We start from the raw sequence: 14,190 nt of genomic DNA, 5'->3' as shown, positions 1-14,190 counted from the left end.
GATCCCCCTCATCCCCTGAGGAGTCCAGCCGTGTCCCCAACCGCACCCGCACCGAAGGTCACCGAGGTGGAGAGCCACGGGGTCGCCCCGATCCCGGTCGGCGACCAGACCTCCCGGCCCTTCGACCTGTTCCGCCTCACCTTCGGCGGCGCCAACACGTTCGCCACCATCATCCTGGGCACCCTGCCCATCGCCTACGGTCTCGGTTTCGCCGCGGCGGCCACCGCCACCGTGGTCGGAGTGGTGCTCGGTGCGCTCATCCTGTCGCCCATGGCGCTGTTCGGGCCGCGCACCCGCACCAACAACGCGGTCTCCTCCGGGGCGCACTTCGGCGTGGTGGGCCGTTCCCTGGGCTCACTGCTGTCGCTGCTGACCGCCGTCACGTTCTTCTCCATCTCGGTGTGGGTGAGCGGCGACGCCATTGTCGGGGCCGCCGCCCGCCTGGGCTTCGACGGAGGGGACGGGCTGCGCGCGGCCGCCTACGGGGGCATCGCGGTGGCGGTGTTCGTGGTGTGCGTGTACGGCTACCAGTTCATGCTCTTGATCAACAAGGTCGCCGTGGTGGCGGGCAGTGCACTGATGCTGTTGGGCGCGGCCGCCTACGGCGGTGCCTTCGACCCCTCGTTCGCCGGGAGCGGCGACTACATCCTCGGCGGCTTCTGGCCCACCTGGGTGCTCGCCGTGCTCACCATCATGGCCAATCCCGTCTCCTTCGGCGGGTTCCTCGGCGACTGGTCCCGGTACATCCACGCCTCGACCTCCACCCGAGGCATGCTGGCGGCGCCCTTCCTCGCGCAGGTGTGCACGCTGCTGCCGTTCGGCTTCGGCCTGGCCACCGCGACCCTGGTCGCCGACCCGAACCAGTACGTGTCCGGCCTGGCCGCGATGTCACCCCTCTGGTACGCCCTGCCCCTGCTCCTGGTGGCGCTGGTCGGCGGCCTGTCCACCGGCACCACCGCCCTGTACGGGACCGGTCTGGACTTCTCGTCGCTGGTGCCGCGCCTGAACCGGGTGCAGGGCACCGTGGTGGTGGGCTGCCTGGCGCTCGCCCTGGTGTTCGTGGGCACGTTCCTGTTCGACTTCGTCGAGACCATCAACGCCTTCGCGATCCTCATCGTGCTGCTGACGTCGCCGTGGATGGTGATCATGATGCTGGGTTACCTGTTCCGGCGCGGGTTCTACCTGGTGGAGGACCTCCAGGTGTTCAACGAGGGCCGCCGGGGCGGCGCGTACTGGTTCCGGGCCGGCATCAACTGGCGGGCGACGACGGCGTGGCTGCTGGCCGCGCTGACGGGCCTGCTGTTCGCTAACACGCCACTGCTCGTCGGGCCGCTGGGGAACCTGGCCGCGGGCATCGACCTCAGCCTGCCCGCCGCCCTGGTGACCGCCGCGGTCGCCTACCCCGCGGCACTGTTCCTGTTCCCCGAACCGCGCTCCGTGTTCGGGCCAGAGGGACCGCGCCTGGTCCCCGCCCGAGAGGACGAGGACGCCACCGACCCGGCCGCCGGCCACGCCCCGGCCACCGCGGCACGCTGACCCGCACTGACATCCACGCCCCTCCCACACGCACGCACCGACCCGCAGCACACGAAGGACATCTCATGAGCAGCCACGCTCCCCTGCACAGCCTGGTCGACGGCAAGCCCCTGCACCCCGGGGGCGGCCGGACCCTGACCCTGGTCGATCCGACCGACGAACAGGTGACCGGGCTCGCCGGGATCTGCGGGCCCACCGAGGTGGACTCCGCCATGGACTCCGCCCTCCGGGCCTTCCGGTCCTGGCGACGGTCCACCCCGGGCCAGCGCCAGGAGGCCCTCCTCGCGATCGCCGACGCCCTGGCCGCGCGGGCCGGGGAGTTCGCCGACGCCGAGTGCCGCGAGACCGGCAAGCCGCGCGCCTCCGTGCTGGCCGAGGAGATCCCCTTCTGCGTGGACACCCTGCGCTTCTTCGCCGGGTCCGCCCGCCACCTGGAGGGCAAGGCCGCCGCCGAGTACGCCGTCGACCGCACCTCGTGGATCCGCCGCGAACCGGTGGGGGTGTGCCTGGGCATCACCCCGTGGAATTATCCGCTCATGATGGCGGTGTGGAAGATCGGCCCGGCGCTGGCCGCGGGCAACACCGTGGTGCTCAAGCCCGCGGAGACCACACCGGCCACCACGGTCATGCTCGCCGAGACCGCCGCAGAGGTCCTGCCCCCGGGCGTGCTCAACACGGTGGTGGGTGACCGGGACACCGGGCGCCTCCTGGTGGAGCACCCGGCCGCGCGTCTGGTGTCGGTCACCGGCTCCACGCGGGCCGGGTCTCAGGTGGCCCGGTCCGCGGCCGACGACCTCAAGCAGCTGCACCTGGAACTGGGCGGCAACGCCCCGGCGCTGGTGTTCGACGACGCGGACGTGGCCGCCACCGCCGCCGGTGTGGTGGCCGGTGGCTTCCTCAACGCGGGCCAGGACTGCACCGCCGCGACCAGGGTGATCGTTCAGGACTCGCTGCACGACGCGTTCGTGGCCGAACTGTCCCGCCAGGCCGCCCAGCAGGTCACCGGGCGCTCCAGCACGCAGGAGAGCGACTTCGGTCCGCTCAACAACGCCGACCAGTTCGCCCGGGTCACCGGACTGCTGGAGCGCCTGCCCGCGCACGCACGGGTGGAGACCGGCGGGCACCGGGTCGGCGAGAGCGGGTACTTCCTGGCCCCGACGGTCGTCTCCGGGCTGCGCGCCGACGACGAGATCGTGCTCGAGGAGGTGTTCGGGCCGGTGGTGACCGTGCAGCGGTTCACCGACGAGGCCGACGCCGTGGATCTGGCCAACGGGGTGGAGCAGGGCCTGGCGTCCTCGGTGTGGACCCGCGACCACGGGCGGGCCCTGCGGGTGAGCGCCGAACTGGACTTCGGCGCGGTCTGGGTGAACACCCACGGCGACCTGCTGTCGGAGATGCCGCACGGCGGGTTCAAGCGTTCGGGCTACGGCAAGGACCTGTCCGCCTACAGCCTGGAGGACTACACGCGGGTCAAGCACGTGATGAGCGCGCTGGACTGATCCCGGCGGCGCCGCGCGTGCTCACCCCGGCAGGCCCGCCCTCAACCGACTCGCTGCACGCGCGGTCTTTCTCCTAGGGACCGCAAGTGGGACCAGGTGAGTTCGGTGACGTGTCCGGCCATGGCGTCGGGGGTTTCCTCGGGGTGCTCCAGCAGCCAGTCGGTGAAGGCGTCGGCCGTGCTCACCGCCACGCGGGCGAGCAGCTGGGCGTCCTTGGCGGCGAGGGCGCCGTAGTCGTCGCCGGTGCAGCTGGTGATGAGTGCGGCGACCTCGGCGGTGACACGGTCGCGCATGCGGGTGGTCTCACCCTCGAACGGTTCTCCCTGCACGGCCGCGCGCCGGTAGAGGACGGTCCAGCTCTCCCGGTTGTCGACGACAAAGGTGAAGAAGGCCTGCATCCCCCGCCGCAGCGGGTCGTCGCCGATCGGGGCCAGGGGGTCGTGTACGGCGGTGCGGATCGCATCGACGAGGCGTTCCATTTCCCGGCGCACACAGGCGGTGAAGATTCCTTCCTTGGAGCCGAGGTAGTGGTAGACGGTCGGTTTGGAGAGACCGGCCGTCTCCGCGATCTCCTCCACGCTGACCGTGTGGTAGTCGCCCCGGGAGAACGCGGTGACGGCGGCGTCGATCAGTTGCTGTTCCCTGACGCGACGCGGGAGTCTGCGCTGTTTGGTCTTCACGGGAACCGACACTAGTGGGATCGGTGGCTTTGGCCAGAGGCCGTCGGACCTGAGTTCTCCGGCCGGATTCCCGTGTTCGCGACCGCGTGGCGCGTGACCTGTGCGACCGCGAACCGAGCCGAATTCGGTGCGTGACGCATCCCACGCCATAGGGAGTTTGAGCGGGCGGATTCCGCACGGAGGTGCGCGGAATCCGCCCCCCGTTTGTCACGCAGGTGCGCCCCGCAGTTCGAGCGTGCAGCATTTGGCCCCGCCGCCGGCCTTGCGCAGTTCGTCGAGTTCCACCGGGTGGACCTCGAAACCCGAGCTGCGCAGTCTGTCCGCGAGCTCGGTGGCTTCGGCGGCGATGACGACGTTGCGGCCGTCGCTGACCGCGTTGAGGCCGAGGACCGCGGCGTCCTCCTCCGTGGCCAGGAGCGCGTCGGGGTAGAGCGAGCGCAGCACTCTGCGGCTGCCCTCGGTGAAGGCGCCCGGGTAGTACGCGACCTGGTCTCCGGAGAGCGCGAACAGCGCGGTGTCCAGGTGGTAGAAGCGCGGATCCGCCAGCTGCAGGGTCACGACCGGGCGGCCCAGGAGCCGTTCTGCCTCCTGGTGGGCGGCGGCCTCGGTACGGAAGCCCGTCGCGGCCAGGATGGCCTCGTCGAGGGTGATGAAGTCCCCCTCCCCCTCGTTGACGTGCTTGGGCTCCAGGGTCTCGTCATAGCCCGCCTTGCGGAACCAGTCCAAGTAGGCAGGACCCTCCGGAGTACGTTCGGCGCTGGCGAACCGCGCACCGTAGACGCGCCCGTCCACGACCAGTGCGCCGTTGGCCGCGAAGACCATGTCGGGCAGCCCCTCGATCGGCGTGATCTCGCTGACCCGGTGGCTGAGCGACCGGTAGAGGTCCCGGAGTCCCTCCCACTGCCGGATCGCGCGGTCGCGGTCGACGCCCGCGGCCGGGTCCATCCAGGGATTGATCGCGTATTCCACCGCGAAGTAGGTGGGGCGGCACATCAGAAAGTGCCGGGGCGTCACCGCTGCCGAGTCGACAGGTCGAACCATGGAACCTCCCCTTTGAGGCGCACCGAAGACCGGTAGGCCCGCGGTGGTACAGACATTTACCATCCGGGGTTTCCGGACGGACAAAAGTGGGATACCCGCACGGAAGCCGCGCCAATATAGGCTTTTCCATAAAGTGGGAGGGGGAGGTCGGGCGTTCACGCGCGGCGCACAGGACCGTCGTCACGGCGCTCACGGCAGGACGCCCGCACACCGGCCAGGGGCACGGGCACCCCACGGAACCGACCGACCGGCCGGTATTGCTAGGGTCACTGCATTCCGTGATTGGAGACCTCCCATGAGTACCAACGTCAAGGCGGCCGTCTTCCACGAGACCGGCGCGCCCCCCGAGATCCGCGACGTCGTCCTGCCCGACCCCGGCCCCGGACAGGTGCGGGTCCGGATGGTCGCGGCGGGCGTGTGCCACTCCGACCTCTCGCTGTCCGACGGGACGCTGCACCAGACCTGGCCCGCGGTCCTCGGACACGAGGGTGCCGGCACCGTCGAGGCGATCGGTCCCGACGTCACCGAGGTGGTGCCCGGACAACAGGTCATCCTGAACTGGGCTCCGCCCTGCCGTGCCTGCTGGTTCTGTGAACAGGGCGAGCCGTACCTGTGCGAGCACGCCCTCGACCGCACCGTCACCCCCTACGCCGAACTGACCGACGGCACCCCCGTCTACCCGGGGCTCAACACCGGAGCCTTCGCCGAGGCCACGGTCGTCCCGGCGAGCGCGGTCGTACCGCTGCCGGACGGGATCGATCCCGCGGTCGCCGCGGTACTGGGGTGCGCGGTACTCACCGGTTGGGGTGCCGTGAACAACGCCGCCGAACTGCGCTCCGGCCAGTCCGCCCTGGTCCTGGGCCTGGGCGGCGTGGGGCTGTCCCTCCTGCAGGCCGCCCGGCTCGCCGGGGCCGACCCGCTGATCGCCGTGGACACCTCCCCGGACAAGGAGGAGCTGGCCCGGTCCCTGGGCGCCACCGACTACCTGGTCTCCGACCCGTCCCTGCACAAGTCGGTGCGGGGACTCACCGGCGGACGCGGGGTCGACCACGCCTTCGAGGTGGTCGGCAAGGCCCAGGTCGTGCGATCCGCCTGGAACTCGACCCGGCGGGGCGGGACGGTGACGGTCGTGGGTGTGGGTTCGGCCAAGGACGAGGTGTCCTTCAACTCCCTGGAACTGTTCCACCAGGCCCGGACGCTCCAGGGGTGCGTCTACGGGTCCAGCGACCCGGCCCGGGACATCCCGGTACTCGCCGAGTCGGTCCGTTCGGGCGACATCCGGCTCGCCGCCATGGTCACCGACGAGATCCCGCTGGAGGGGGTCCCCGACGCCTTCGAGCGCATGCGCCAGGGCAAGGGCGGCCGGTCACTGGTGCGCTTCGGCGCCTGAGGGGTGGGTTCCGACATCGGGGCCCTTTCCGAGCGTGGGCGGCACGGCCTCCACCGGGGCGCCGCCCGCCCCGCACCCGTTTGTCACACCCTGACAAATGATGTGGCACAGAGCACACAACACTCTTGCCGTGGAGACCGCGCCGGTGCACAGTCGTCACGATGGCGCACGCTGTGCCCGAGGTGGCACGGACAACCCCCGAGGAGATCCCCATGAGCAGCGGAGCCGACCAAGCCGACGCCGTCGTCGTCGGAGCAGGGCTGGCCGGCCTGGCCGCCGCGGCCGAGCTGGCCGACGCCGGGAAACGGGTGATCCTGCTGGACCAGGAACCCGAACAGTCCCTGGGCGGACAGGCGTTCTGGTCCTTCGGCGGGCTGTTCTTCGTGGACTCGCCCGAACAGCGCCGCATGGGCATCAAGGACTCCAAGGAGCTGGCCCTCCAGGACTGGATGGGCACCGCCGCCTTCGACCGGCCCGAGGACGAGTGGCCGCGCAAGTGGGCCGAGGCCTACGTCGACTTCGCCGCCGGTGAGAAGTACTCCTGGCTGCGCCAGCAGGGCCTCAAGGTCTTCCCCGTGGTGGGATGGGCCGAACGCGGCGGCTACCTGGCCAACGGGCACGGCAACTCGGTGCCGCGCTTCCACATCACCTGGGGCACCGGCCCCGGCGTGGTCGCGCCCTTCGAGCGCCGGGTCCGCGCCGCCGCCGAACGCGGCCTGATCGACCTGCGCTTCCGCCACCGCGTGGACGAACTGGTCGTGACCAAGGGCACGGTCACCGGTGTGCGGGGCACGGTTCTGGCGCCGAGCGGCATCGAGCGGGGCCAGGCCAGCAACCGGGACGCCGTAGGAGACTTCGAGGTCGGGGCGCAGGCCGTCATCGTGACTGCGGGCGGCATCGGCGCCAACCACGACCTGGTCCGCCAGAACTGGCCCGAGCGGCTGGGCACGGCGCCCGAGCACATGCTGTCGGGGGTCCCCGCGCACGTGGACGGCCGGATGCTGGGCATCACGGAGAAGGCCGGGGGCGGGATCATCAACCGCGACCGGATGTGGCACTACACCGAGGGGATCCAGAACTGGGACCCCATCTGGGAGAAGCACGGTATCCGGATCCTGCCCGGCCCCTCCTCGCTGTGGCTGGACGCGACCGGTAAGCGGCTGCCCGCGCCGTACTTCCCGGGCTTCGACACCCTGGGCACGCTCGACCACATCATGAAGAGCGGACACGAGTACACGTGGTTCGTGCTCTCACAGAAGATCATTGAGAAGGAGTTCGGGCTCTCCGGGTCCGAGCAGAACCCCGACCTGACCGGCAAGGACATCAAGCTCGTCCTCAAGCGCGTCCTGCCCGGCGCCCCGGGTCCGGTGGAGGCCTTCAAGGAGCACGGCGCCGACTTCGTGGTCGCGGACAAACTGCCGGAGCTGATCCGCAAGATGCGGGAGATCTCCGGCGACGACGCGCTGGACGCCGACACCGTGACCCGCGAGGTGGTGGCCCGGGACCGGGAGATGGCCAACACCTTCACCAAGGACCTGCAGGTCATGGCGATCCATGGGGCCCGCAACTACAAGGGCGACAAGATCGCCCGGGTGGCGTCACCGCACCAGATCCTGGACCCGAAGTCGGGTCCGCTGATCGCGGTGCGCCTGCACATCCTCACCCGCAAGACCCTGGGCGGGCTACACACCGACCTGGACTCCCGCGTGCTGCGCGCGGACGGCACCCCGCTGCCCGGGGTGTACGCGGCCGGTGAGGTCGCCGGGTTCGGCGGCGGCGGTGTGCACGGGTACCGCTCCCTGGAGGGCACGTTCCTCGGCGGGTGCATCTTCTCCGGCAGGACGGCGGGCAGGGCCGCCGCCGCAGCACTCGGATAGGGAGTAGGCACGGTATCCGCGGGGGGATGGGACGAGCTCGGTCCGATCCCCCCGCGAATGCCGGTTCCGGGCATTCCCAAGAGACGAAACAGGTAGTCACATACTCGCGAATTGCATGATTCCCGACCTGCGGCCCTCAGGGCTCCACCATGCTGGTCTCCATGCAAGCAAGGAGGCAAGATGAGTGTCATGGCTATCGGCAAGTCGGACCTGGGACCTGCACCGCTCACGGTGGACGACCTTCAACGCACGCCGGACGACGGACGGCGCTACGAGCTGGTCGACGGGAGGCTTGACGTGTCTCCCGCACCCGTGTTCTTGCACAGCCGCGTCGAGACCCGGCTCAGCACTCACCTGGGCAACATCGCGCCAGTGGAGTGCGAGGTCGTCACCGGCCCCGGCATCAACTTCAACGCTGACAAGACCCATCACCGCATCCCGGATCTGGTGGTCATCCGAGCCGAGGACGCTGAGAGTCCGTACTTGACCAAACCCCCGCTGCTGGCGGTGGAGGTGGTCTCCCCTGAGAGTGTCCTGCGGGATCACCACACCAAACGCCACGAGTACGCGGAGTTCGGCATAGCCTCGTACTGGGTAATCACTCCCGACCCCAACGAACCGAGCGTCATCGAGATGCGATTGAAGGACGGTGAGTACACCGAGGTGGCCGCCGCCTTCGGCGAGGACGTGCTGGACACCGAACTGCCCTTCCCCGTACGGGTTGCTCCCCAGTGGCTGCTGCGTACCGACGGTGACTGGCGTCGGCACATCGGGGGCCCCACGGAGGTCGATAATGCAGAAGCGACGGAGAAGGCGGAAAGGCCGGAGAAGCCGGAGAGCACCGCATAACGCGCACGGCCGCAGAAGCACGGAGCCGGGTGTCCCCCTCGGGCACCCGGCTCCGTTATGTCTGGTCCGGTTCCTCCTCCGGGCCCTCGCTCCCGGCGGCGGGTTCGTCGGCCTCGGCCTTGCGGGGCCGCCCCCTCTTGGGGATGCCTCCGGCGTCCTTGGGCATCCGGCCCGCGTCGTCCAGGGCGCGGCGCAGCAGGTACTCGATCTGGGCGTTGGTACTGCGCAGTTCGTTCCCGGCCCAGCGCGCGAGCGCGTCGTGGACGGCGGGGTCGAGTCGCAGCAGTACCTTCTTGCGCTCGGGCACGGCACCTCACCCGGGTCTACTGGTACAGGGTCCCGGTGTTGACGACGGGACTGGCTGGGCGGTCCGAACAGAGCACCACGAGCAGGTTGCTGACCATGGCGGCCTTGCGCTCCTCGTCGAGGTCGACCACGTCCTCGTCCGAGAGGCGTTCCAGGGCGCGGTCGACCAGGCTGACGGCGCCCTCGACGATCTCGGCGCGGGCGGCGATCATGGCGCTGGCCTGCTGGCGCTGCAGCATCGCCTGGGCGATCTCGGGCGCGTAGGCCAGGTGGGTGAACCGGGACTCCACGATCTTCACGCCCGCCGCGTCGACCCGTTCTGCGACCTCCTTGGAGAGCTGCTCGGTGATGGCGTCGGCGCTGTCGCGCAGGGAGAGGTCGGTGCTCTCGCCGTAGGAGTCGTAGGGGTACTTGCCCGCGATGTGGCGGACCGCGGCCTCGGTCTGGGTGGAGACGAACTGGATGAAGTCGTCGACCTCGAAGGAGGCCCGCGCGGTGTCCTCCACCTGCCAGACGACGACGGCCGCGATCTCGATCGGGCTGCCGGAGGCGTCGTTGACCTTCATGACGGAGGTCTCGTGGTTGCGGATCCGGGTGGAGATCGCCCTGCGCACGGTGAGCGGGTTGACCCAGCGCAGGCCGTCGGTGCGGATGGTGCCGACGTAGCGGCCGAAGAACTGTACGACCTGGGCCTCGTTGGGCGCGACCATCGTCAGCCCGAAGGCCAGGACGAGGCCCACGGCGGCCAGCACGACCCCGATCACGACCGTGAAACCGGGGAACCCGGCCAGGGGCAGGAACGCGATCCCAGCGCCGACCAGGAACAGCGCGACGGAGACGGCGAACATGGGTATCCCGCCAGAGCCGAAGGCCACGCGCTCGCGGTACTGGGGTGCGGGCCTGGTGACACTCGAAGCGTCGCTCATCTGCCTTCCGTCCTCTTGGGGTGCCACCCGTTCAGGTGATGACTTGAGCATAGCATTGTGATATCACTTTTAATAGTCGGCCCACCCTCAGGGCCCCGATCGAGAGGAGAGGTGGCCGGGATGAGCACCGACGCTCTGCGCCTGCGACCGCCCAACCACCGAGTGAACCGGCGTGCCATCTGGTGGTGGACGGCGCAGTCCGCGGCCGTGACGGTCGTCCTCACCGTGGTCCCCGCCGTGCCCGCCCTGATCTGGGAACCGGTGCGGTTCTGGTTCCTGCTCGCGGCCGGAGTCCTGGGCGGGATCGGGGTACTGATCACCGTGGTGATGCCGCAGTGGCGTTACCGGGTCCACCGCTGGGAAGTCACCGACACCGCCGTCTACACCTCCAGCGGGTGGGTCTGGCAGGAGTGGCGGGTCGCCCCGATGTCGCGCATCCAGACCGTCGACACGGCGCGCGGACCGCTACAGAGAGCGTTCGGCCTGTCGAGCGTGACGGTCACGACCGCCTCGGCCGCGGGCCCGATCGAGATCAGCGGCCTGGGCCACCAGCTGGCGACCGAGGTGGCCGACCAGCTCACCGACAGCACCCAGGCCGTACCGGGGGACGCAACGTGAGCTCCAACGACGACCACCGCCCCGACAAGGACCAACGCCCCGAAGAAGGGCATCAGCCGGAGGAGGGCCGCCGCCCACAACCCGAGTCGGCGGCCGAGGCAAAGGCCCCCGCACAGCCGGATCCACCTGTGGCCGACGAGGCTTCCGGGGACGCCTCCGCAGACGCTCCGGAGGCCGCAGACGCCCCGGAGGCCGCTGTCCCCGCGGATGCTCCCGCGGACACCGACCCCGAGGGCGACTGGGAGGGGCTGAACGCACTCAGCGTGTGGGCCAACACCGCCGTGGTGTCGGTGTTCGCGGTGCCGACCGCCATCGTCGCGACCGTTCTCCTGGCCCTCGACATCGGCGACGAGATCTCCGCGCTGTGGGCGCTGCTTCCGCTGCCCGCCATGCTCGCCTTCATCGGCGTGATGACCTACATCGACCTGATCCGGCTGCGCGCCGTCCGGTACCGGGTCACCGCCGAACGCATGGAGATGCGCTCGGGCGTCATCGCCAAGGCCTACCGCTCCATCCCGCGCGAACGCGTACGCAGCGTGGACGTGGCCGCCCCGATCTACGTACGGATCTTCGGCCTGTGCTCGGTGACGGTGGGAACCGGCGAGTCCGCCGGAGCCGGCGGCACGGACCAGCTGCAGCTGCTATTCGTGACGGCGGAGCAGGGCGAGCAGCTGCGCCGTGAACTCCTGCGCCGGACCGCGCCGACCGCGGACTCCCCGGACGGGGCGGAGCAGGAGGACGCGGTCGGCGGCGAGACCGAACTGGTCCGGCTGAACCCGCGCTGGTTCGCCTACGCGCCCGCCACCACCGCGACCTTCGGCATCGGGCTCGGTGTGATCGCCACCCTGATCGGTATCAACGCGCAGAGCGGCGGGCACGGTTGGCGGTGGATCTCCGAACAGGCCGACCTGCCCAGCGGCCAGGAGATGTCCAGCTTCGTGATGGGCCAACTGCTGTTGGTCGTCCCGCTGGCCCTGCTGGGCCTGATGCTGTCCGGCGTGGTCGTCCTGGTCCTCGCAGCGGTGGAGACCTGGTGGGACTACCGGCTCGTCCGGGAGTCCGACGGTACGGTGCGGCTGCGCCGTGGACTGCTGACCAACGTGTCGCTCTCGGTGGAGGGCCGCCGCCTCAACGGTGTGGTCCTGCACGAGCCGTTCGTGCTGCGCTCGGTGCGCGGGGCGTCCATCCGGGCGGTGGCGACAGGGCTGTCCGCGGGCGATGCGCAGAAGACCGCGGCCAAGAGCCGCCTGTCCCCCGCCATGCCCCGGACGCGCGCCCGCGAGCTGGGGGCCGCCCTGATGCGCGAGCCCGAGTCCGCGCTGGAAGTGCCGCTGGCCCGGCACCCGAAGGCGGCGCTGCGCCGCCGTTTCACCCGCGCCACGGTCGTCTCCCTCACGGCCTTCGCCCTGGCCGGCGGGCTCACGTGGTTGCAGCAGCGGGCCACCCAGGCCTGGTGGGACGGGTTCCGCCAGGCGGAGGAGCAGTTCATGCCGGTCCCGCTGTTCGCCCCGGCCACCGAGTCCACCCCGGGCTGGGGCTGGTTCTTGGTGGCGCTGCTGTTCACCGCCGTTGCGTTCTGGTACGCGGTCGGCTCCTACCGGGGCCTGGGCCACGGCCTGCACCCGAAGTACCTGGTGGTCCGCAGGGGCATGGGGGTCCGCGACACCGTCACCCTGGAGCGCTCGTCGGTGATCGGCTGGCGCATCACCCGCTCGCCGTTCCAGCGCAGGCTCGGGCTGGCCAACGTGTCGGCGACCACGGCCTCCGGCAGCGGCATGTACACCGCGGGGGACGTCGGGTTGGGCCAGGGCCTGGGGTGGGCGGACGAGGCCGTCCCCGAGCTCCTCGCGCCCTTCCTGGATCGCCCTGAGGGGGCCGACAAGCCGGAGCGCCCGTCCGCGCTTCCCTGAGTCTCCCTCGGACGAGCATCCCTTGAGCGCGCCCCATTGAAGGGCGGGACCGGTGCGGCAGAGGTCGGGGCGGCGCCCCAGGGGCGGGCCACACACGGACGCGAAACCCCTTCGGCCGCGGCGAACGCGGCGGGAGGGGTTTCGCGGGTTCAGGACGGTGCCGGCTCCGGCCCTGCTTCAGCGGACGGGGTTGTCGAAGATGGGCTCGCCGTCGACGCGCAGTCCGCTGGTGTGCGTCAGCGCCATCTCCACCATGGGGTAGATCTCGAACAGGCGCCGCATGCCGAGGGCGTCGAGTACCCGCGCGGCGATGGGAGAGGCCTCGGCGAGGACCACGTGTCGGCCCTGCCGGGTCAGCACCTGGTAGGCGGCGACCAGGGCGCGTACGCCGCTGGCGTCGAAGAAGCCGAGGCCGGACATGTCCACGACCAGGCAGTCGCACCGGGAGGCCTCTGCTGCCTGGAGCAGCCGATCACGGAGGTGGTCGGCGGTGGCCAGATCCACTTCGCCGTGGACGCGTACCACCGTCACTCCCGTACAGGGGAAACGCTCCCGGGCCGAGAACAGGGCATCCTTCGCCACTCGTCCACCTCTCACCGGACGTAACCTTTCCACTACGCAACCGCGTACGAGATCGTAACCTCTCCAGTGAGGTTCCGGGAGGCTTTCCGTGAGAAAACCCGACGAATTCTCGCTGCAGAGGTTTCACGGGCGCCCTGGGTGCCACTGCCCACGGTGTTCTTCCGCGATCCCGTCCGGGCCCCGTACACACAGGGCCCGCACCCCTCTCTCTCGGACACTCCCGAACACCCACCCGCACCGTGCGTTCCGCGCGCCCGTGCGGTAAAAGCGGTACTTGGACACCCGTGTGACGGCCGGTGCCCCGGTTCCCCCTGGGGAACGGGGGCCGCCGACCGACCCCAGGGACACGCAGAGAGCGAAGGGAGGGAGCGGTCCGCCCGCTGCCGCGCAGACGGACGGCCGCGAACCCGATGACCGAAACCGCTGACACCCAGCCCGGCTGGTTCTCCCCCGAAGAGTTGGAGAGCGTCCGCGCCCGCATGCCCGTGCTCTATGTCCAGGCGGTGCCCGTCCGGGTGGACGAGTCCGGGTCGGTGACCCACGTGGGCCTGCTCATGCGCGCCGACCCCGACGGCACCTTCAACCGGTCGGTGGTCTCCGGTCGGGTCCTCTACCACGAGCGGGTCCGGGACGCGCTCGTGCGCCACCTGGAGAAGGACCTGGGTCCGGTCGCGCTGCCCCGCATCCCCAGCTCTCCCCAACCGTTCACGGTCGCCGAGTACTTCCCCACCCCGGGCATCACCCCGTTCCACGACCCCCGCCAGCACGCAGTGGCCATGGCCTACGTCGTGCCGGTGAGCGGTGACTGCCAGCCCCGCCAGGACGCCCTGGACCTGGTGTGGTTCACCCCCGATGAGGCCACCAGCCCGCAGGTGCGCGAGGACATGCCCGGCGGTCAGGGCATCCTGGTCCGGCAGGCCCTCGCTTTCGTCGGCCACGCGCCCTAACCCCGGACGCGCACCGGGCCCGCAGACCC

The 14,190-nt window shown here is 70.5% G+C and carries 13 protein-coding genes; 8 read left to right on the top strand and 5 right to left on the bottom strand.

Annotated elements, in window-relative coordinates; genetic code table 11:
• The first annotated feature begins 30 nt into the window (after nucleotides 1-30).
• Both ACYVDG_RS10850 and ACYVDG_RS10845 read left to right on the top strand, forming a co-directional pair.
• Nucleotides 31-1,536: a purine-cytosine permease family protein gene (locus ACYVDG_RS10850; RefSeq protein ID WP_460749074.1), complete on the top strand. Its 1,506-nt coding sequence runs from the start codon at nucleotides 31-33 to the stop codon at nucleotides 1,534-1,536.
• 65 nt (nucleotides 1,537-1,601) lie between these two features.
• Nucleotides 1,602-3,035, top strand: coding sequence for an aminobutyraldehyde dehydrogenase (locus ACYVDG_RS10845; protein WP_460749071.1), 1,434 nt, complete (start codon nucleotides 1,602-1,604; stop codon nucleotides 3,033-3,035).
• 41 nt (nucleotides 3,036-3,076) lie between these two features.
• On the opposite strand, the gene ACYVDG_RS10840 is transcribed toward ACYVDG_RS10845, so the two are convergent.
• Both ACYVDG_RS10840 and ddaH read right to left on the bottom strand, forming a co-directional pair.
• Complete coding sequence (locus tag ACYVDG_RS10840) at nucleotides 3,077-3,715, bottom strand: TetR/AcrR family transcriptional regulator (protein WP_460749069.1); 639 nt, start codon at nucleotides 3,713-3,715, stop codon at nucleotides 3,077-3,079.
• Nucleotides 3,716-3,922: 207 nt separating this feature from the next.
• Entirely contained in the window at nucleotides 3,923-4,756 is an 834-nt protein-coding gene (gene ddaH / locus ACYVDG_RS10835) for a dimethylargininase (protein ID WP_460749067.1), read from the bottom strand.
• Nucleotides 4,757-5,051: 295 nt separating this feature from the next.
• Between ddaH and ACYVDG_RS10830 the strand changes: the two genes are divergently transcribed.
• The 3 genes from ACYVDG_RS10830 to ACYVDG_RS10820 all read left to right on the top strand — a co-directional run bounded on the left by ACYVDG_RS10830 (nucleotide 5,052) and on the right by ACYVDG_RS10820 (nucleotide 8,872).
• On the top strand, nucleotides 5,052-6,146 hold the full coding sequence (locus tag ACYVDG_RS10830) for an alcohol dehydrogenase catalytic domain-containing protein (RefSeq protein ID WP_460749064.1): 1,095 nt from the start codon (nucleotides 5,052-5,054) through the stop codon (nucleotides 6,144-6,146).
• A gap of 212 nt (nucleotides 6,147-6,358) precedes the next feature.
• Entirely contained in the window at nucleotides 6,359-8,023 is a 1,665-nt protein-coding gene (locus tag ACYVDG_RS10825) for an FAD-binding dehydrogenase (protein ID WP_460749062.1), read from the top strand.
• A gap of 180 nt (nucleotides 8,024-8,203) precedes the next feature.
• On the top strand, nucleotides 8,204-8,872 hold the full coding sequence (locus ACYVDG_RS10820; protein WP_460749060.1) for a Uma2 family endonuclease: 669 nt from the start codon (nucleotides 8,204-8,206) through the stop codon (nucleotides 8,870-8,872).
• Between the two features lie 55 nt (nucleotides 8,873-8,927).
• Here the strand turns inward: ACYVDG_RS10820 and ACYVDG_RS10815 are convergent, their stop codons facing one another.
• Nucleotides 8,928-9,179 carry a type II toxin-antitoxin system antitoxin gene (locus tag ACYVDG_RS10815; RefSeq protein WP_460749058.1) on the bottom strand — a complete coding sequence of 84 codons (252 nt, stop codon included), beginning with the start codon at nucleotides 9,177-9,179 and terminating at the stop codon, nucleotides 8,928-8,930.
• A gap of 16 nt (nucleotides 9,180-9,195) precedes the next feature.
• Entirely contained in the window at nucleotides 9,196-10,104 is a 909-nt protein-coding gene (locus ACYVDG_RS10810; protein WP_460749055.1) for an SPFH domain-containing protein, read from the bottom strand.
• A gap of 120 nt (nucleotides 10,105-10,224) precedes the next feature.
• On the opposite strand from ACYVDG_RS10810, the gene ACYVDG_RS10805 reads away from it, so the two are divergent.
• Together ACYVDG_RS10805 and ACYVDG_RS10800 are read left to right on the top strand one after the other, a co-directional pair.
• Entirely contained in the window at nucleotides 10,225-10,722 is a 498-nt protein-coding gene (locus tag ACYVDG_RS10805) for a PH domain-containing protein (protein ID WP_460749053.1), read from the top strand.
• Complete coding sequence (locus tag ACYVDG_RS10800; RefSeq protein WP_460749051.1) at nucleotides 10,719-12,632, top strand: PH domain-containing protein; 1,914 nt, start codon at nucleotides 10,719-10,721, stop codon at nucleotides 12,630-12,632. The genes ACYVDG_RS10805 and ACYVDG_RS10800 overlap by 4 nt, the downstream gene beginning before the upstream one ends.
• Nucleotides 12,633-12,809: 177 nt before the next feature.
• Here the strand turns inward: ACYVDG_RS10800 and ACYVDG_RS10795 are convergent, their stop codons facing one another.
• Nucleotides 12,810-13,163 carry an STAS domain-containing protein gene (locus ACYVDG_RS10795; RefSeq protein WP_460749184.1) on the bottom strand — a complete coding sequence of 118 codons (354 nt, stop codon included), beginning with the start codon at nucleotides 13,161-13,163 and terminating at the stop codon, nucleotides 12,810-12,812.
• A 461-nt stretch (nucleotides 13,164-13,624) separates the two neighbouring features.
• On the opposite strand from ACYVDG_RS10795, the gene ACYVDG_RS10790 reads away from it, so the two are divergent.
• On the top strand, nucleotides 13,625-14,161 hold the full coding sequence (locus ACYVDG_RS10790; protein ID WP_460749049.1) for an NUDIX hydrolase family protein: 537 nt from the start codon (nucleotides 13,625-13,627) through the stop codon (nucleotides 14,159-14,161).
• The last annotated feature ends 29 nt before the right edge of the window (nucleotides 14,162-14,190 follow it).

This window comes from Nocardiopsis oceani (assembly GCF_054777395.1).
This window is presented reverse-complemented; position numbering and strand designations above follow the sequence as displayed.

Excerpts from the sequence above, each read along its gene's own strand:
- ACYVDG_RS10825 (WP_460749062.1), top strand. The coding sequence starts at position 6,359 with ATGAGCAGCGGAGCCGACCAAGCCGACGCCGTCGTCGTCGGAGCAGGG.
- ACYVDG_RS10845 (WP_460749071.1), top strand. The coding sequence starts at position 1,602 with ATGAGCAGCCACGCTCCCCTGCACAGCCTGGTCGACGGCAAGCCCCTG.
- ACYVDG_RS10805 (WP_460749053.1), top strand. The coding sequence starts at position 10,225 with ATGAGCACCGACGCTCTGCGCCTGCGACCGCCCAACCACCGAGTGAAC.
- ACYVDG_RS10820 (WP_460749060.1), top strand. The coding sequence starts at position 8,204 with ATGAGTGTCATGGCTATCGGCAAGTCGGACCTGGGACCTGCACCGCTC.
- ACYVDG_RS10830 (WP_460749064.1), top strand. The coding sequence starts at position 5,052 with ATGAGTACCAACGTCAAGGCGGCCGTCTTCCACGAGACCGGCGCGCCC.
- ACYVDG_RS10790 (WP_460749049.1), top strand. The coding sequence starts at position 13,625 with ATGACCGAAACCGCTGACACCCAGCCCGGCTGGTTCTCCCCCGAAGAG.
- ddaH (WP_460749067.1), bottom strand. The coding sequence starts at position 4,756 with ATGGTTCGACCTGTCGACTCGGCAGCGGTGACGCCCCGGCACTTTCTG.
- ACYVDG_RS10810 (WP_460749055.1), bottom strand. The coding sequence starts at position 10,104 with ATGAGCGACGCTTCGAGTGTCACCAGGCCCGCACCCCAGTACCGCGAG.